Source organism: Spirochaetota bacterium (assembly GCA_034190085.1).
In the GTDB taxonomy this organism is placed as follows: Bacteria; Spirochaetota; UBA4802; order UBA4802; family JAFGDQ01; genus JAXHTS01.
In genome coordinates this window covers 15,600-34,656 of record JAXHTS010000050.1, presented here as the reverse complement: position 1 = coordinate 34,656, position 19,057 = coordinate 15,600, and the positions used below count along the sequence as shown (strand labels likewise).

Annotated in this window: 13 protein-coding genes and 1 tRNA gene; 5 read left to right on the top strand and 9 right to left on the bottom strand. The window is 38.2% G+C overall.

Going from position 1 to position 19,057, the window contains the following annotated elements; translation table 11 throughout:
• Positions 1-558 precede the first annotated feature (558 nt).
• Entirely contained in the window at positions 559-1,830 is a 1,272-nt protein-coding gene (gene gshA / locus SVZ03_09335; protein MDY6934408.1) for a glutamate--cysteine ligase, read from the top strand.
• Positions 1,820-2,755, top strand: a complete 936-nt coding sequence (gshB, locus tag SVZ03_09330) for a glutathione synthase (protein MDY6934407.1) — start codon at positions 1,820-1,822, stop codon at positions 2,753-2,755. Before gshA ends, gshB begins: the two co-directional genes overlap by 11 nt.
• 166 nt (positions 2,756-2,921) lie before the next feature.
• On the opposite strand, the gene SVZ03_09325 is transcribed toward gshB, so the two are convergent.
• The 8 genes from SVZ03_09325 to SVZ03_09290 form a co-directional block, all read right to left on the bottom strand.
• On the bottom strand, positions 2,922-4,685 hold the full coding sequence (locus SVZ03_09325) for a sodium:solute symporter family protein (GenBank protein ID MDY6934406.1): 1,764 nt from the start codon (positions 4,683-4,685) through the stop codon (positions 2,922-2,924).
• Positions 4,686-4,688: 3 nt separating this feature from the next.
• On the bottom strand, positions 4,689-5,156 hold the full coding sequence (locus SVZ03_09320) for a chemotaxis protein CheX (GenBank protein MDY6934405.1): 468 nt from the start codon (positions 5,154-5,156) through the stop codon (positions 4,689-4,691).
• A 496-nt stretch (positions 5,157-5,652) separates the two neighbouring features.
• Entirely contained in the window at positions 5,653-6,444 is a 792-nt protein-coding gene (locus SVZ03_09315) for a type III pantothenate kinase (protein MDY6934404.1), read from the bottom strand.
• A 73-nt stretch (positions 6,445-6,517) separates the two neighbouring features.
• Complete coding sequence (selB, locus tag SVZ03_09310; protein ID MDY6934403.1) at positions 6,518-8,338, bottom strand: selenocysteine-specific translation elongation factor; 1,821 nt, start codon at positions 8,336-8,338, stop codon at positions 6,518-6,520.
• 2 nt (positions 8,339-8,340) lie between these two features.
• Positions 8,341-9,732 carry an L-seryl-tRNA(Sec) selenium transferase gene (selA, locus tag SVZ03_09305; protein MDY6934402.1) on the bottom strand — a complete coding sequence of 464 codons (1,392 nt, stop codon included), beginning with the start codon at positions 9,730-9,732 and terminating at the stop codon, positions 8,341-8,343.
• An 11-nt stretch (positions 9,733-9,743) separates the two neighbouring features.
• Positions 9,744-9,834, bottom strand: a tRNA-Sec gene (locus SVZ03_09300).
• 90 nt (positions 9,835-9,924) lie between these two features.
• Entirely contained in the window at positions 9,925-10,665 is a 741-nt protein-coding gene (locus tag SVZ03_09295; GenBank protein MDY6934401.1) for an acyl-CoA dehydratase activase, read from the bottom strand.
• 6 nt (positions 10,666-10,671) lie between these two features.
• Positions 10,672-11,952, bottom strand: a complete 1,281-nt coding sequence (locus SVZ03_09290) for a double-cubane-cluster-containing anaerobic reductase (protein ID MDY6934400.1) — start codon at positions 11,950-11,952, stop codon at positions 10,672-10,674.
• A gap of 351 nt (positions 11,953-12,303) precedes the next feature.
• Here SVZ03_09290 and SVZ03_09285 point away from each other — a divergent pair, with 351 nt between their 5' ends.
• The 3 genes from SVZ03_09285 to SVZ03_09275 are packed head-to-tail and all read left to right on the top strand — an operon-like array spanning position 12,304 to position 15,857.
• Complete coding sequence (locus SVZ03_09285) at positions 12,304-13,218, top strand: LysR family transcriptional regulator (GenBank protein ID MDY6934399.1); 915 nt, start codon at positions 12,304-12,306, stop codon at positions 13,216-13,218.
• 1 nt (position 13,219) lies between these two features.
• Positions 13,220-13,645: an NUDIX hydrolase gene (locus SVZ03_09280; protein ID MDY6934398.1), complete on the top strand. Its 426-nt coding sequence runs from the start codon at positions 13,220-13,222 to the stop codon at positions 13,643-13,645.
• Positions 13,646-13,667: 22 nt separating this feature from the next.
• Positions 13,668-15,857 (top strand): alpha/beta hydrolase, encoded by a 2,190-nt coding sequence (locus SVZ03_09275; protein ID MDY6934397.1) that lies wholly within the window; start codon positions 13,668-13,670, stop codon positions 15,855-15,857.
• Between the two features lie 49 nt (positions 15,858-15,906).
• On the opposite strand, the gene SVZ03_09270 is transcribed toward SVZ03_09275, so the two are convergent.
• Positions 15,907-18,909: a ChaN family lipoprotein gene (locus tag SVZ03_09270; protein ID MDY6934396.1), complete on the bottom strand. Its 3,003-nt coding sequence runs from the start codon at positions 18,907-18,909 to the stop codon at positions 15,907-15,909.
• Between the last annotated feature and the right edge of the window lie 148 nt (positions 18,910-19,057).

The following is a 19,057-nucleotide window of genomic DNA, read 5'->3' as shown; positions in this document are numbered from 1 at the left end:
AATAACGACAACCTTTCTGAAATTAAGCATATACAAGTTTTTTTTGTCTTGCATTAGAAAGAAGGGATTTCGTACATTTTCAATATATATTGATTAGATGCAATATTTTTTTTACTTATCTGCTTTTTTTATATAAAAAATTGCGCAACCCCTCAACAATGTAGCCTAAATATATTTGTTTAGGTGAAATCTACTTTCATGAAAACCATATATTTAAAAATTATACGATCTCTATCAATTCTCCCAAGGGTTTTTATTATTGCGACATCAACTGTCTGCAATATCAAATATATGTACTTGACAAAAGTGACAGTATATTTATAAAAGTATGACAATAGATTGATCATTAGTCAAAGATTATTACATGTTTTAATCTTATTATTTTCGGATTGAAGATGCTTTTATTCAACAATATTATACCCGCAATGAGATGATTTCCAATAATCAACACTGATTTATAGCGATTTCTGAAGGTTATAACGGATTACAGGCAACTACATTCCCTTTTAAGTATTTATTGCAAAAAAAATATTATTTCTAACAATTTACCTTATATTTATGAATATATCATTAACAACAATAGAGGAACTCCAGCTAAAGGTAAACCAGGAGAAAGAGAGGGTTACTGAATGGTTAAAGAGTAAAAGGTTAATTCTTCAGGAGGAAGGACAGCTTTTGCCTATTTATTCCTCCTTTGATATTAGGGATAATGGCATTAAAGTAGCAATTGTGGATTCAAATCTCTTCCCTGCTGGTTTCAACAATCTAGATCCCCAGGCCAGAGCAAAATCAATCTCTGCATTTAAAGAGTATATCCCCAAAATCTTCGATGGGCATAAGATTCTCATTATTCCAGAAGCCCATACAAGAAATAAGTTCTACCTAAGCAACTTATGCGCCTTAAAGAATATATTAATGAAAGCTGGTTACAATGTAGTAATTGGAAGCTTAAGGGATGACATTACTGGTGATGGCATAAATGTTGAGGATAGCAATGGTCATATCATTATGCTTGAAAAGATGAGAAGGGATGGGTGCAAATTGCAAACAAAATCCTTTGATGACGGATTGATTTTATTAAACAATGATTTTTCTGTTAAAAATCCTGACCTGCTGGATGATATATGTCATTTAGTTACACCTCCGCTCTTTCTGGGATGGCATCATAGAAGGAAAAGCACACATTTCATGTATTACAATCAACTCATTGAAGAGTTTTCTCAGATGCTTCATGTTGACTCCTGGTTATTAAAGACCATATACACAGTGGTTGACGATGTTGATTTCAGAACAAATGAGACACTCTCCTATGTTTCACAGAAGGTTGATCAGGTTATTGAGGGGATAAAGGAAAAATACGATGAATATAACATCGATAGCGTTCCTTATGTATTTATTAAAGACAACTCAGGAACATATGGCATGGGCATCATCTCAGTCTCAGATGGAAAAGAGATTCTAAACCTCAATAACAGAAAAAGAAATAGGATGGTCTTTGGGAAACAGAAAGCCCAAATCAATAGTGTTTTAATACAGGAGGGCATACACACAATTCATAGCGTTGAATCATACCCAGCTGAGCCTGTTTTATATAGTGTCGGGGGCGCTGTTGTTGGAGGTTTTATGAGAATTCACTCGGAAAAGGATAACAGGACATCCCTTAATGCTCCTGGGATGAAGTTCGATATATTGTTAGAAGGCAATATCACAAGGCCTATTATTGAACAACAATTTGACGACTCAGATCTATCATTATATGCAATATTGGCTGATATAGCCAACATCGCTATAGCCTATGAGCATAAGCAAAATAAAGAAATTGAGTTCTAAATTAAAATGGCTCTTTGTTATTGATCCCATAGAATCATTGAATCCTTCCACAGATACTACCTATGCAATAATGTTAGAGGTATTCAGAAGGGACATTCAAACATATTGCTGTACCATTCAGGATCTCTTTTTTAATAGCACTGTTGTATGCACGTTATCATCACGAGTATATTTTGATAGTGATGAATTTCATTTAGGAAATAAACAAGAGAGCGATTTAGATTCCTTTGATATGATCTTTATGAGGAAGGAACCGCCATATGATTATAATTTCCATTATGCAACTCAAATGCTATCCCTAACTGGCTCGCTGGTTGTCAACTCACCTAAGGCATTGCGCGACTTTAATGAGAAATTGATAATATTCAATTTTCCAACATTTATTCCAAAAACTATAGTAAGCTCCGATAATTCAAGAATAATCGAATTTATTAGACAGAATAAAGGTATCTCAATACTGAAGGATCTTAATTCATATCAAGGCAGGGGAGTAAAAAAGATCTCTGCAGATGATCCAAATTTACGAGCATTATTGGACGAATCTACTCATAATCAGTCAGTCCCAGTAATGGTGCAGGAGTTTGTCCCAAATGTGAAGAGGGGGGATAAGAGAATACTGATTCTGGGTGGAAAACCAATAGGAGCTGTTAACAGAGTACCGGAGGAGGGCTCTTATCTAGCAAACTTTGGACAGGGAGGGGAGGCACAAAGGGCGACTATCACAGAAAACGAGATAAGGATGATCAATTCTTTCTCAACATTCTTGACATCCAATAAGATTTACTTAGCAGGGATTGATGTGATTGATGGATATCTTACAGAGATCAATATAACCTGTCCAACTGGGTTACAACAGATTAACAGACTAGAGGGCATAAGATTACAAGAACAGATTGTCGATTACTTCCAGGATCTCACAGTGTAGGATTTATCAGTTTCTATTTAAGTCGTTAGTCTATTCAAAGCAATAATCAGGGGAAAAGGAATCTGAAACATCACTCAATTGAGTATTCCATTGTAAATATCAAGTGGACATTGCTAATGATATTGGTAATCCAAGAATTAAGAATGGCGCAGTCCTTCTTGATAAATCACGAAAGATACTTATATCTCCTTAATCTATATAGAAGAGCTGAAATCAATAGAATCGATATCACCATCAATATCAAGCCTGCGAAATATTCCTGAAGTATAATCTTCCCTATGGAAAAGAGTGATGAATAGATTAGCAAAATACCCAAAAACCAGTCAACAAAGAGATGGGAGATAGGCTCAGGCTTTAGATCAATCCCCCCCATTCTTATTATTCTCTTCCAACCCACCCCTCCTGGTCTCACCCTTTTGTAAAATCCTATCAATTTGTCCATCTCAGTAGGAAGGGTTGTAAAGGTTACCATAATCCATGATAATGATGTAAATAAGACAATTACAAAAAGGCTTTCAGGGAAGGCAATCTGCAAAAAATTTTTGTTTATTAGATAACCAATAAAGGGAGCTATCATTGCAGCGATCTCTGACCAGGCGTTTATTCTCCACCAATACCACCTCAGGATAAGCACCAGCCCAAGACCAGCACCACATTCTATTATAAAGGCCCATGCCCCAGAGATAGATTCTATTATAAAAATAAGGAGACTGGACACTATAACCAGAAAAAATGTTACTATTCGAGATGCTTTTATATAGTGTGCCTCCCCTTCATCCTTTCTTATAAAACGTCTGTAAAAATCGTTTATCAGGTAAGAGGTGCCCCAATTCAGGTGTGTTGAAATTGTAGACATGTATGCAGCCAGAAAGGCTGCAACGAGAAGCCCGAGAAGACCAGGAGGGAGAAAATCTCTCATAGCAAGGATAAAACCGGTCTTTTTGGCATCCACCTCAAGGTCAGGATATAGGATCAGCGATGAGAGGGCAACAATTATCCACGGCCATGGCCTTATTGCATAGTGAGCTATGGAGAACCAGAGGGTAGCGAGAAGGGAATGCCTTTCATCCCTTGTGGACATCATCCGCTGGGCAATATACCCACCACCCCCAGGCTCTGCCCCAGGATACCATGATGACCACCATTGCACAAGGATGTGGGCTGTGAAGGCGCTGAATGATAGCGCCATCACACCAGTTGCTATGGATGTTATGTGAGCCGATGGCATAGGGGCTATTCTGGGCAAAAAATTGAAGACATGATCGGGAAGTGAGACCTTGAGTCCCTCAATTCCGCCAATTTGAGGGAGATCTAACACAACTATGGCAAGGACAACACAGCCACTCATAGCTATAATAAATTGAAAGAAATCGGTTACAACAACACCCCACAATCCGGAGAGGGCTGAATAGAAGCCAACAATCAGCATGCATGCTATCACAGCATAGATGACATACAACTCGCTTATCCCAAAGATATTCTTGAGAATCTCGGCTAATGCCACATTGACCCAACCCATAATAATACAGTTCATAAATACGCCGAGGTAGATAGCCTTGAATCCCCTGAGAAATGATGCGGATTTTCCTGAATATCTTATCTCAATGAACTCAACATCCGTCAAAACACCTGCCCGCCTCCATAGCTTGGCAAAGAAGTATACTGTTAAGACGCTGCCTGCCACCATATTCCACCAAAGCCAATTTCCGGCTATCCCCTTTGTCGTGACTAGCTCAGTGACAGCAAGTGGCGTGTCAGCGGCAAAGGTTGTCGCAACCATAGCCGTTCCCGCAAGCCACCAGGGCAGCCTCCTCCCTGATAAGAAGAAGTCCACAGTACTCTTGCTAGCCCTTTTAGAAAAATAGATGCCTATAAGGAAGCTGAAAAGGAAGTATAAAACAATCAGCAGAATATCAATGCCACAAATCATAAATTATGTCTTATGTTTATTTTTCTTATAGTATAGATCTAAATCAAATCCCCCAAATCGTGATGTGAATGAGACATTTACATTTTCATATAATGCCTTTACTTGAATAGGGTCATCATCAAATTCAGGCGCTGAGATATGAATATCATGCTTAATAAATTGAAGTTGATTAGCAAAGGAACTCGTAATCATGTTAGCCAGTTCTCCAGCCACATCCGCCCGTTGCTTTTTTGTAGAGCGAGAGTTAGCATTGGGAATGAACCTCTTTGTTAGGAGATTAATTGTCTTAATCGGAAAATTGAGTATCAATTCACCCGAGATAGTGCCATCTATCTCAATCGATACCATCTGGCTTTTCTTGGTTGATTGACTCTCGAAAGCCTCCTCAATAGAGTCATCCTGTAGGAAATTGTGAAATATATGATTAACTGATTTGACAATACAGCGATAATACCTGTTGTAATTATTCATATTAACCTCATTGCCCTATATTCTCCTGAAGGTGAAATATTTTCACCCTTGATTAGTATTTTGGATTCCATTTAATACATATTGGGATGCAAAGTGAATAGCATAATTAATGCAAACCAATAGAGACATTGCAAGTCATTTTAGATAACCTGTTATTAAAAAAATATTCACAATTTATTAACAATGAATATTGATTAGGCGTATCTCTCTTTGAACAGGACGAAAAGTAAATAAAACTAACTAAGAAATATAATCTATAAAAATAGTTTTTTCTGTAAAGGTTTACCCTTGAGGTTGATATATATTATGTCTCATAAGCTTTGATCGTGTCACATTTAAACCTATTTCTAATAACGAAATGAGGGTGTAATCTTATTATCCATGGGTTGTAGGGAGGATATCGCATTGTGGATAACGTGGATAACTTTGTGGATAATTCATATGGATAACCAATTATTTTTACTGATTATTATATCTCACATTCTGTTTCAATAATTTATCTGTGAGAATTAAGATCATATATATATTTGATGCCCTTCATAGTTAGGAGTGAGTCAGCAATACTCGTCTTTGAAATATTTTTCCCTATTATCTCAGAGTATCCGCCGGTGATAATTATTAAAAAATTTTTGTTATAATGCCCTTCGATTCTATCTAATATCCCTTCAATCATTGAAAGCCAACCGAAGTAGAAACCTGATTTAATTGCATCAGTTGTGTTTCTAGCGATAATTTTATCCACCCTTTCGAAATTGACTGCTTTTAACCTTGAGGTCTTATTCATTAATGCTTCGATTGTGATTCCAATTCCAGGACCGATGAGACCGCCATCAAAGATTCCACTCTTGTGTAATACGCAGAAGGTGGTTGCAGTTCCAAGATCGACTATTATACAATCCCTGTCATGTTCATAAAAGGCCGCCACTGCATTTGTTATTCTATCCGCTCCGAGTTGTTCAGGATTATCATAACGAATCCTTAATCCGAGATTTAGGTCACAACCTATCTCAAGGGGTGAAAGGCCATAACACCTTTTTGATATTTCTTTATAGAGGCGATCAATCTCAGGGACTACACTCGAAAAGGCTATTCCTGCAATATCTATCTCATTACTTATAGAGTTATTAAAAATCTTGATGAAAGCCTCAACCTGAAGACTGAGTTCATCAGTGGTTATGCCCTTTTCAGTCCTATATCTGAAGGTTCTTAGCGGTGCTGTCTCGTTTTCGCAATATATCCCAAGTGTTGTGTTGGTATTACCTATATCAAATCCAATAATGTATGACATGGTTTAGAATAATTTTCTATAGATTTAAAACAAAGTATTTAATTGGTATCCCCATCTTCAAAAAGCTGTAGAATTATGCCTTTATCCTGAAATCTCCGATTCTCTTGATTAGCCCGTCATTCTCGATCTTATTCAAAAGTGGGATTGTGAATTTTCTGGAGAGATTTGTTGTCTCCTTGACATCATTGATCGTTACCTTATCCCTAGTGTTAAATAGGATCATGATGTCGGACTTTAATTTTTCGTAGATCTCTTTATGATATACTATATTCCCATCAAGAGTGACTAAAAAGCCCAGCCTTATCAACTCTTTTACTCTTTTCTTATGAGCGCTATTCTCCATCTTCTCCAACTCAATCCCCCCGCTTCCCCTTTTGTGAATTTCTGATAATGTGCTCTTTTTCTCATCTGAAAGGGTATTCTCTGTTATTGAATTACCCGCAAAATATCTGCCATCCTTTTCTATAATCCTGTTATCCTGCAGAACCCTATCAATTATAATTTTTATAAATTCCAACTCGATTCTGCAAATATCGGAGATCTCCTTTAAGTTTAATCCAATATTATTGGTTATTGCATCAAAAATATCCTTCAAGGTCTTCTCATAATAATGCTTATCAACAAGAAAGTCATCAATTTGAATAATGGCCTTTTCTTCTATAAGCCTTTTTAAAATCTTATTTATGCCCGATCTGCTCTCTGGAAGGGTCTCAATGATATCATTCAACCTCACAAGATTATTCATCTTTATTATGAATTCTACTATTTCTTCCTTTGAATAATTTTTCAAAAGACTTAGATTATTCCTAAGATTATGCTTGTATTTTCTTCCTATGTAAGCGGGCAATACAACAACTCCGCCGCCAATTACTCTATATCCGCCTGGATTAGTTAGTATGAAAGGCTCTCCTGGATAAAAAAACCAGTGTTGATCAAACTTGATTCGAATTGGGAAGGCATTCTCCTGGGTATTTGCATCATCTATGATGATCAACTTCCCCTTCTGACTCGATGTCCCGATGAGAATTTCGACTCCGAGATTATTTCTAATATTCCTCTTCTCCAATAGCACTATTCTAGCAATGATGTCATTGGATTTTGTATAAAAATTATTCCTTACGATTATATCCCCCCGTTTTATCTGTCCCACGGTTATTCCTGAAAGGTTCAAAGCGGTTCTCTGTGAACCAGTTCCCTCAGGGAGTGTATGATAGTAGCTTTCGATTTTCTTAATTCTAGCCTCTTTTTGTAAGGGGAGAATTGTTACATATTCATCCTCCCTGAAGTTGCCGTTCTTTAATGTTCCCGTTATAACTGTACCATGCCCCTTGGAGCCGAAAATTCTATCTATGAAGAGATAGGGTTTACCCTTATCAAATACCTTCGAGAGTTTTCTTAAATTTTCAAGGATCTTGCCCCTTAGCTCCTCAATACCATCCCCTGTCCTTGAGGATACCTTGATAATATCAGCGCCTTCAAACCTTGTATTCTGCAATCGTTCCTCTACCTCCTCTGTTACGATCTCCACCATCTCCTCATCACAGATATCAATCTTATTGAGAGCTACAATAATCCTCTCAATGCCCAATAGATCTAAGACCCGGAAGTGGTCCTCGGTTTGTGGCATCCAACCATCGTCAACGGCAATCACAAGTATTGCTAAATCAATCCCCCAAGCGCCAACAACCATATTTCTTATGAATCTTTCATGACCAGGAACATCAACAATTCCAACAGTTCCAAATTTTGCGTATTCAATCCTTGAAAATCCAATATCAATGGTCATCTCTCTCGATTTCTCTTCGGGCAATCTATCACAATCAATCCCAGTAAGAGCCTTAATTAAGCTGGTTTTCCCATGATCTATATGTCCGGATGTTCCTACAATATACACGGCTAACACCCTGAATAAAATTCAATCAGTTGGCCTAGAGCCTCTGCAATAATGGGGATATCTTCATCAAAGATTGCCCTGAAATCTAATGTATATTTATCATCGAGTATATATCCAACTATAGGCACATCATCATAGATTAGCTTTCTATAAATCTCCTCTCCCTTAACATTCGGTATGGATATCTGTAATCCCATGCTCTCTATCTTCACCGTAGGCAGAGCGCCACCTCCAAAAATGCTCTTTAACGGGACCCTGGTGAATATCGTTTTTTTATCTTCAACCTTAATCTTTTTCAGGAGACGATTTACTTTATTACCTATAATCTTTTTATTCTGAAAAATAATGTTCCATAATGATATTTCTTCTAAATTTTTGTTAGAATACTGAATAAAGGACTCCTGCAGTATGTGATATGTTATCTTATCAACCCTAAACATCCTCATCAATGGATTATTCTTGAGTTTTCTGATGAGATCACCTCGGCCAACTATTATTCCTGCCTGGCATCCGCCTAACATCTTGTCACCGCTAAAGCATATAATATCAGGATTCTGAGATAATTCAGATGAGATTGTAGGTTCAAAGGTTTTCGGAAATCTTGCATCAACAAAGAGGTTGCCGCTACCCAGATCTCGAACAAACAGAATAGAGGAGTTCTTTAGTGTTGAAAGATCTTTAAGGGATGGCGATCGGCTAAAGCCTTCAATTTTATAGTTCGATGGGTGAACGGAGAGGATCATGGAAGTATTGTCAGTGATAGCTCTTCTGTAATCATCCAACTCGGTGATGTTGGTTGTTCCAACCTCAACAAGGTTTACTCCAGTTTGACGCATGATATCGGGTATCCTGAACCCTCCGCCTATCTGGACGAGTTCGCCCCTTGATATTATAACATCTTTACCCTTGCCAAATTCACTAAGGATTAAGAAGAGACTGGAAGCGTTATTGTTGACGATTAGGGCATCCTCCGCATTAGTCAAATCACAGATTAACTCTTCAGCAAATCCACCCCGATTCCCCCTTTTGCCTGTTGGGAGGTTGAGTTCCAGATTACAGTATCCAGAAAGGGCATCCTGAAGGTTTTCCAGAATTCTTTTCGATATGGGAGCCCTGCCAAGATTTGTGTGTATGAGAACGCCAGTGCCATTGATTACCCTCTGAAGCTTTTCTGATTTTTTTCTGTTTAATTTGTTAGATATTGATGAAATTAGATCCGATGTCTCAAGATTTTTATTCTCTTTTAACCCCTCACGGAAAAGCTCAATCTCCTCCCTGATGCTCTTAATGACAATACTTCGACCAATGAGGGGGATGTACCTGTCAATTTCATCAATTTGGAGTAACTTTTCTACTTGTGGGATATCCCTTAATTCATTTTTGTTCTTACGCATATTATTAACATTCGGAAGGGGCAGGAATCGAACCTGCCGCTGCAATAAATTACAGTCAACGGTTTTGAAGACCGCGGAGACCACCAGATCTCATCCACTTCCATTACCTTTGAGATTTAGACTATTTTAACCCTTTCTATAATATATTGTATAGCGGATGGTCACAATATATGTCAATAAGTTTTGGCGAGTTCACTGCTCATAATAAGCACAACCTATCGCTCCGATGAGTTGAGGATTATCAGGGATTGATATGCGCTTCCCTATCTTTCTTTCAAGCAATCTATGGATGCAGGGATTCATCGCGACTCCACCAACAAAGGCTATGTCATTGATTAATGAAATCCTTTGAAGCATCGCTGCTGATCTTTTTACGATTGTCTCATGTATCCCATAGGCAAGCCTAGACCGGTCAGCCCCCCTTGCCAGTAGAGAGATCACCTCTGACTCTGCAAACACAGTGCATGTGCTGTTTATCTTCTCACCCCTTTCGGTTGAGAGGCTAGCCTCTATGAACTCTTTCATGGTATATCCCAATGCTGTGGCCATAATCTCAAGAAACTTCCCAGTCCCAGCCGCGCATCTGTCATTCATCTCAAATTTTTTAACGCCACCCTGCTCGTCAATTGATATTGCCTTAGTATCCTGACCGCCTATATCGAGGATTGTCCGACAACTCGGAAAGATCAGCCTTGCTCCAATTGCAAAGGCCTTTATCTCAGTGATCGTACCACAATCATAGTTCTGGCTAAAGAGGTTTCGCCCATATCCAGTGGCGGTTATCATATCGTATTCAATATCATAAAGAATCTCATCGCAAACGCTTATTGGATCATAGTTATTGGGCTCCATTCGAGAATGGATGATCTCTCCACCCTTAACCAGAACCAGTTTTACGGTGCGTGAACCGATGTCAATGCCAGCTTTTATCATTGACCTTCAGCCTTTCAACCTCTCTATAAATGCCTCAACGCGGGTTGTCAACTGTCCGGAATCCTCCTGGCTGTAATCAGTATCGATTCGGAGAAAGGGTATCCCCTCTTTTTCGAGTTGACCTTCAAAGAGATTGCTCTCTATCTGGTAGGGCTGACAGAATTGAAGATTGTAATGAATAATGCCATCCGCATTGTATCTCTTATACAATTCCCTTATCCTCTCCAATCGTGATGAATTTTGCGTAAATACAGCGCAGTTAATTTCAAAATACCTGTCAACAATATTATCTATAAGGTCCTCAATTGAATCGCCGGATTCTTTTGTGAGCCAGTGTGTCCCCCTCTCTCCTACACAGGACTCCTCTCCAACAATTACTGCACCATTGGTTTCAATAATGTGTGGAACCTTCCAGTTTGGTAAAGCCATTGGGCATCCTGAAAGCAAAATACGTGTGGCGCCTTGCGTTTTTGCACCGATTTTCCTTATGACCCGCTCTCCCAGTTCATCCGCAATTTGATTGACTGATTTTGTGAATCGAATCGGATCATCGAAAAAGAATATTTGATTTATAAGCAATGCATCCAGACCAGAGATAGGAGCGGGATCAGCGTTTCTCAAACCAGAGATCCTATGCACTGCTTTACGCTTGTTATTGACTAATTGTATTGATTCCTTAAGCTTTGATACCCCGATCTTTTTTCCAGATATATCCTCAAGCTTTTGCGCAAATTTGATATACTCCTTTTTAAGAAGGGATTTACCCTCTTCACTCTTCATCTGTGGCAGATCCATAATATATAGATTATCTATTAGGGTATCCATATGTTCGTAGGACTTCTTCTTCCCATCGCAGGTATTCTCACCTACGACAAGATCACTCGCTTCTAAATAGGGACAAACCTTGCCAAGCCTAAATCCAAAGGCGGATTTTATTAGGGCGCACGTATTTGAGGGTAGATACTTTTCGGCTTCCTCAAAGGCAAATTCAGCCCCAGCACAGAGTCCAATTGAAATGCCATCCACCGCTAATATCAATTCCTCTGGAACAAATGTGCAGAAAGAACCGATTATCCTTCTTCCCTCCCTCTTGGCATCCACAAGCTCCTTGATCCGTAATCCATGCACCTCGCTAACAACAAAGTTGAAATATCCCATCCCCTCGGGTCTATTTTCCTGGGACAGATAAACCTCATTGTATCCCGAGCTCACAGCATCGAGTAATGCATCATGCACCTCTAGATCAATTTCTAGATCTGACCACATTTTTCGATAGTCTTCTGACATGCTATTCCTCCTAACATCTTAGTAGCCTGCTTGTCCGCTACAAGATGTTAAGGGTTACACATCAAGCTGGGCGAGCAGGTGGGCAAATAACACCAAGAAACCAAACAGGTTTCAGGTAATTATTTCAAATTAAGCGTTTTAAATATGCGGTATTATTCATAAATCATCCATAATCTCAATAATCGAGTATTATTAGGGACTAATACTAGTGAGCATATCCCATTTGTCAAACATTTATAATACAAATACTCAATATTTATATAACAAATAGTCAGTCTTAATTTTACTTTACAATATTGAATTCATATTATATCAGTAATTCATTGTGATATTATAAGAGGGATCACACCAGTGAGAAGAAAAAGTGAATTTGATTTTAATCTTAAACAGCTGCGTTCATTTCTTGCAATTATAGATGAAAATAGCTTTACCAAGGCATCGCGAAGGCTAAAAATTGGACAGGGAACCATTAGCCATCATATCCAGTTGCTTGAGGACATGTTGGGCATAAAATTGATACATAGGACAAGCAAGGAATTCTCAATAACTCGCGAGGGCAGGGTATTTAAAACCTTTTGTGAAAATTTATTCAGGGAGATTGAGAGACTCAAGGTAGATTTTAATAAAGGGATATTTGGTGGAATTGCAAAGATTTCAAGCAGCACAATCCCATCCACATACATTCTTCCGAATATAATCTTCAAATTAAATAAAGAGCATCACGATTTCTTTTATAGCATTGAAATATTTGATAGTCGTGAAGCAGTGGAAATGGTCAAGGAGGGAAAGGCTGATGTTGGGATTGTGGGCAAACAACTCAAGCATCCATCCCTCACATATAAACCTGTTTACAGCGATGAGGTTGTATTGATCGGTCTACCTAAATACCCTGACTTTATTATGATTGATGATATAGTTAATATACCCTTTATCTCACGGAAGAGCGGATCCGGCACCAGGGATACCTATGAGACTAACTTAAATCAACATGGGATATCACCATCAGATTTGAGGATTATTGTTGAATGTTCAACATCAGAAAGTATCAAGGAATCAGTTTTATCAGGGATAGGGGTTTCATTTATCTCGAGATTAGCAATCCAGAATGAATTATATTTAAAGACCCTGAAAGTAATTGAAATAAAAGGGTTAAGGTTAATCCGGGATTTTTTTGTTGTATACCAAAAGAATAAGCATATCTCCATCCCTGTCCAATTGTTTATAGAGGCTTTGTTGAGTATGAATAATATTGATCAGGAGGCCTGACATGGCACCTATGTATAGGAATCCGGTACCCACAGTGGATATTATTATTGAGATAGAGGATGATCATGGGAATTTGCTAGATAAAAAGATAGTTCTCATATTAAGGAAAAATCCTCCCCTTGGTTGGGCTTTGCCTGGCGGTTTTGTGGATTATGGAGAGTCTCTTGAGGAGGCTGCTCTAAGAGAGGCATATGAGGAGACCTCACTAAATGTTGAGATAATCAGACAGTTCCATACCTACTCTGATCCATCAAGAGACCCGAGGCAGCATACAATTACAACCGTTTACCTTACTAAGGCAAGAGGTAATCCAATCGGCAGGGATGATGCAAAAAAGGCTGGGATTTTTAGTCTAAATGATTTACCATTAGATATGGCATTTGATCATGCTTTAATAATCGATGATTATAGAAATCTTAGGTTTTGAATAGGCATTAAGGAGGTAGGATATGCAGGTATCCGGATTTTTAATAAATCTAACTAAGATTGCCCTGGATGCGCTTTTCAAGGCTACTAATGCAGAGATTAAGGTACATGGGGAGGAGAACATCCCTGATCAACCTGTTTTATATGTTATCAATCACTTTACAAGGATGGAAACCTTTTTCTTGCCCTATGTAATTAAGAAGATTACTGGCAAGGATGTTCTCTCCCTGGCATTTAAGGATCTTTTTGGGGGAGGATTCGGTAGGTTTTTGGAGAGGCTTGGAGCGATTCCAACTAATGCGCCGGATAGAGATAGAATTATGATAGGTGCTCTCTTAAAGGGGGATATGCCATGTCTAATTTTCCCAGAAGGGCAGATGATCAAGGATAAGAAACTAATAGAGAAGGGCAAATTTATGGTGTATAATTCTGGGATAAGAAGACCACCTCATACAGGAGCTGCTATGATAGCCCTTCGAACCGAATTTTACAGAGAGAAGATGAGGTATTATAATGAGAAGGGATTAACCGATGAGCTTGATGCATACCTGAAGCACTTTGAGATCGAATCCGACAAGGGTATTGATGACATAATAAGGCAGGAGACTATCATACTGCCTGTAAATATCTCCTATTTCCCTGTGCGAGCGAGGGAGAATATAATAAATAAGATAGCTAATCTCTTTGTTGATAATGTGTCCGAGAGAATTGAAGAGGAGTTGGAAGTTGAAGGCTCAATGATCATAGATGGCGTTGATATTGATATAAATTTTGGCAATCCGATTCCTATAAGGCCATATCTTAACAGGCGCAGCATAATTAAGAAGAGTCAGGATAACTGTAAATATCTGATGGATAGTGAGGTGAAGAAGGGCCTTCATTTCAGGAAAGAGGCTTTAAGTCTTATGTGCAGATATATGGATTCTATTTACGATATGACAACAGTGAATCACGACCATGTATTCTCCTTTATTTTAGCCAAGTATAAGGCTAATAGGATTGATGAAGCAGATTTTATCAACAGGGCATATCTGGCAATTGATCGGATGAATAAAACGGAGTTAGAGTATTGTCATTCAAACCTGAAGCTAAACCAGGATTCTATGTTAACTGATGATGGGCATCGAGGATATGATAGCTTTATTGAAGCTGCTAAATCTGATGGATTAATATCAGTTGAAGATGGGTATATTATTAAAAACAGGGATAAGTTTTCAAATATATATGGCTTTCATAGTATTAGGAAGGATAATATTGTTGAAGTTTTAAAAAATGAGATCGAGCCGATTAGACATCTTGTAAGGGATATAAACAAACTTATGTGGCTGCCGAATTTTATTGTAAGAAAGATAATACGAGACCGATTTGTGAAACTGGATAATGATATTTTTAACAGAGATTATGAGAAATACTATATTGAGGGAGAGACCAAACCGAAGGAGATCGGCAGGCCCTTTTTCCTGAAAAGACCATTTGGCATATATAGTAGACGAGGAGTCATACTTATTCATGGATATATGTCTGCACCTGAGGAGATGAGGGAACTTGCTGATTACCTTTATCATACAGGGCATGCAGTATATGGTGTAAGAATGCGCGGACATGGAACGGCACCCGAGGATCTCTCGCAAATTCAGTGGAATGAATGGTATGACTCAGTAAACAGGGGCTATGTAGTAATGAAAAATACAGCAAGAAAGATAGCGATAGTTGGATTCTCGACTGGCGCTGGCCTTGCACTGCTTCAGGCTATAAGGAAGAGGGATAGATTTTGCAGCGTAATTTCAATCAATGCCCCCTTAAAGCTCAATAATATTGCCTCGAATTTTGCTTCTGTAGTTGTCTTCTGGAATGAACTTCTGGAAAAAATTCACATTAAAAAGGGAAAGATGGATTTTGTTGATAATCAGCCTGAGAATCCCCATATCAATTATTTCAGGAACCCTGTAAGTGGGGTAAGGGAACTGGAAAAGGTTATGGATGCTGTGAGGAAGGGATTGAAAGAGCTTGATGTTCCCACATTCATTATTCAGGGCATTGACGATCCTATAGTAAATCCAGAAAGCGGGCAGGAGATTTATGATAAAATCGGGACAGAGAGAAAGGAGTTATCCAGGGTATATGCCAATAGGCATGTAATAGTAAGAGGCAATGGTTCTCATAAAATTTTTGCAATGGTTAATGAATTTTTAAAAAATCATTTTAATTCATAAACCCGGTGATACCTAAGCTAACCCATAAGCTTGACTTGGCTCAGCAGGATTAGGGTATAATATACGCAAATTCATGTTTATTTTTACCAAAGAGAAGGCCTTCCCTTAAAACCTGAACCTTCAGCCTATCCCCACTTTTTTTATCAAAAAGGGTTAGTTTCAGGTCACTCGTTGAGTTTATTTTAATTTTGTTAAGATGGGTTATAATATCATTTTTTCTAAGACCCATCTTATGAGCGATACTGGCTGGGTTTACTTGATCAATCTTCACACCCTCCTTGACTGATTTAACCATTACACCTAATAGCAGAGACACAGGAGCCCTTAAGGGAGTTGGATAAAGCACATAGTCTGCAATGTTGTTATCAAGGGTTTTAATATTTGAGTTTATCAATATGGTATAATCCCTCCGGTTTAGTCTTTTAACTCTTTGAGGAATGCCTGAACCGTACATTATATGTCCAATCCCTGCAAGCACAACGAACTGATGGTCAGGATTTTTTTTCATAAAATCAGCAATAGTATGCGCCATTGTCTCATCCCAGATAATTTGTGATTGATAAAAGTTATTGAAGTCATCTGGAGCATCGATGGGATGTAGCCTGTAAACATCCCTAAGCCTTTGAGCATAATCCGAATCTGACATATCCATATCAGAGGGGATTTTATCCCTCTCTTCATCAGTCAATGCATCAAGACCGCCCCTTGAGACCCTTTTAATAATGTTAGAATCAGCATTCAATGCTAATATGGGTATACCCTCTGCCTTTGCATAATTTACAATCTCCCTGTAAAGGTGATAATTAAACCTCCACCTTGAAAAGTATTCTGTCGCCCTTAGGAATTCTATTTCATCGATTTTGTCGGATAGATATTCATCTATAGAATCCTGGAAAGGCCTCTGAAACATCTCCATGCCAATGGCGAACTTCCTCCCTCTCTCATTTAGCGCTCTAATGACCTCAAACTGTACCTTGTGATCCTCATAGTTTGAATGTGATTCCCCAATATAGATGATGGGCTTTTCAATAATATTCTCTATAATCTCATCAAGCGTGATGGCCTTTGCAGGTATGATGCCTTTCACTTTGTGAATGAGGTTAATAATTATCCCCCTTTCTGAAGGGGCGATGCGTTTGCGTATATTTTTCCCTTTTCTGAACAGGAGGTTGGAATACCCTCCATATCTGAAGATCTTTCTTGCGGCTAAATCGACTTCCTCCTTTGCTGATGCCTTAACTAAAGCTACAACACTTCCCGGTGTTAAGGGATGATTAATTATATTAATCTCGAATCCTCTATTATTATCAATTCTATATTTTTCATTCCCTGCAAAGAGCCTATTGAATAATTTACCCTTAATATCAGTTAAAATCATTGAAGAGAATAGGATTTCTTTATCGTTGATGTCCTTTACGGATATGGCCTTAAAACCCCTGGTTTTAAATATATCCACTAATTTTTTGTAATTACTCATATCGGCTTCTGTGATTATCAATTTTGAGTCATCCCCAAGCAATCTGGAGATCGTTGGCGGAAACTCATCAGCCGCAAGCCTTCTCATGGTATCGTAATCTGGATCAATGGTTATGGACTTGGGTGTATCATTAACCGCAATCTCAAAGGACTCCTTTGGTTTCGAGACATGTATAATTTCCCTATGCTTGCTGCTAAGGGTATCAATTACTATTTTGAGGTCCAAAACATATGGTTTTGTCATTTGTGTTATGGTAAATTTTACATTGGGTGTTCCATTCAAATACTCCACACCCGTGTTCCCGATTTTAAATGAAGGAATATCGCCCCTGTCCAGCCATTGGCGGAAAAGGATTTTCAGTGATTTTTGATATTTATCTTCAAAGACCCTTTGAATATCAGACCAGGAGGTTAGCTTGAAACGATTCATTTTATAGAGATATCTCAGGGAATCAAAAAATATTTCATCTCCAATCCGATTTCGCAGCATGTGAAAGAGCATGGCGCCCTTGCCATACCCTATGCTACTGGATGCCTTATCAGTTCTTGATTTGAAATCAATAAGGCTTGAGTTATTCGACTTATTTACATAACTCTGGTAATCTTGAAGGATTTTTTTCCTATGCATCCATCCCTTTTTATCCTTCTCTTTATAATAATGATCTGAGAGGTATGTTGTAAGGGCCTCAGCCCAATTGCCCTCCTTATAATTTATGTATACCGAATTCCCAAACCATTGATGAAGAATCTCATGACCCAGCGACGTCTTTACGATGAAAGGGAGACGAAGCACATCACAGCCTAGAAGCGTGAAGGTAGGCATTGAGTAACCTGTTTGCAGAACATTTTCCACAATTGAAAATCTTTTAAATGGGTATTCACCTAATAGCCTTTCATACATCTTAATATATTTTTTTGTGTAATTTATGTATTCAGGAGCTATACTCGAATTCTGTTTTGTAAAGTAACCGTACAAATCGACATCCCCTAGGGTGTCATGAATTACTGTATACCTATTTGCGACAAGATTAATCCCATCAATGGGGTAGATAAATTTAAAATTGTATGTTTTTCCTTCGCTAGATTGAGATTGGGTTATATGTTCTGCTTCGGAGATGGCTATAAATTCTTTGGGTATTGTTACGCTTAATTTATAATTCGCATAGCCTTGTACTTCCGGATACCACCCTCTGGTTAGAGATATTCCATCTGCTGATACTATATTATTGTTAATAACGCCCGGATTATTGGGGTTGTCTTCATCCATGATTTTAGGGTACAGCCCTTCGTATTCTATATCTATGGCGTTGCCACCCTGTAATGATATTGTATCAGTACTTATTCTTTTATTAAGAACCGCGCCCTTCTCTTTGATCGATAAAATCCTCAGCAATCCTGTTGAAATTTTAATCTCTTTTTGGCTAGGATTAGATATATTAACCCTCCCTTTAATACGGTTTTCGATTGGGTATATTGATACTGATATGTGATATTTGGGCAAAGGATCAGTCGCATGAATATCTTTAGTGAAAAATAGAAATATAAAGATTATAATTTGTAATTGTACATATTTCATAATTACCTTGACCAAGCTCCGGTTTTACTGGCAAAACCTGTGGATGTCCTCTGAGGGGAGGCTACCAAAGGAGTAAATCCATGAAGGACTGGAAGAGTATAAGTTAAGCAAAAATTGAATGCAAGTATCATTTGATATTTTTTTAATA

Coding starts and splice junctions, on each gene's coding strand:
- gshA (MDY6934408.1), top strand. CDS start 559: ATGAATATATCATTAACAACAATAGAGGAACTCCAGCTAAAGGTAAAC.
- SVZ03_09315 (MDY6934404.1), bottom strand. CDS start 6,444: ATGTCATACATTATTGGATTTGATATAGGTAATACCAACACAACACTT.
- SVZ03_09320 (MDY6934405.1), bottom strand. CDS start 5,156: ATGAATAATTACAACAGGTATTATCGCTGTATTGTCAAATCAGTTAAT.
- SVZ03_09290 (MDY6934400.1), bottom strand. CDS start 11,952: ATGTCAGAAGACTATCGAAAAATGTGGTCAGATCTAGAAATTGATCTA.
- SVZ03_09295 (MDY6934401.1), bottom strand. CDS start 10,665: ATGATAAAAGCTGGCATTGACATCGGTTCACGCACCGTAAAACTGGTT.
- SVZ03_09270 (MDY6934396.1), bottom strand. CDS start 18,909: ATGAAATATGTACAATTACAAATTATAATCTTTATATTTCTATTTTTC.
- SVZ03_09325 (MDY6934406.1), bottom strand. CDS start 4,685: ATGATTTGTGGCATTGATATTCTGCTGATTGTTTTATACTTCCTTTTC.
- SVZ03_09275 (MDY6934397.1), top strand. CDS start 13,668: ATGCAGGTATCCGGATTTTTAATAAATCTAACTAAGATTGCCCTGGAT.
- SVZ03_09280 (MDY6934398.1), top strand. CDS start 13,220: ATGGCACCTATGTATAGGAATCCGGTACCCACAGTGGATATTATTATT.
- selA (MDY6934402.1), bottom strand. CDS start 9,732: ATGCGTAAGAACAAAAATGAATTAAGGGATATCCCACAAGTAGAAAAG.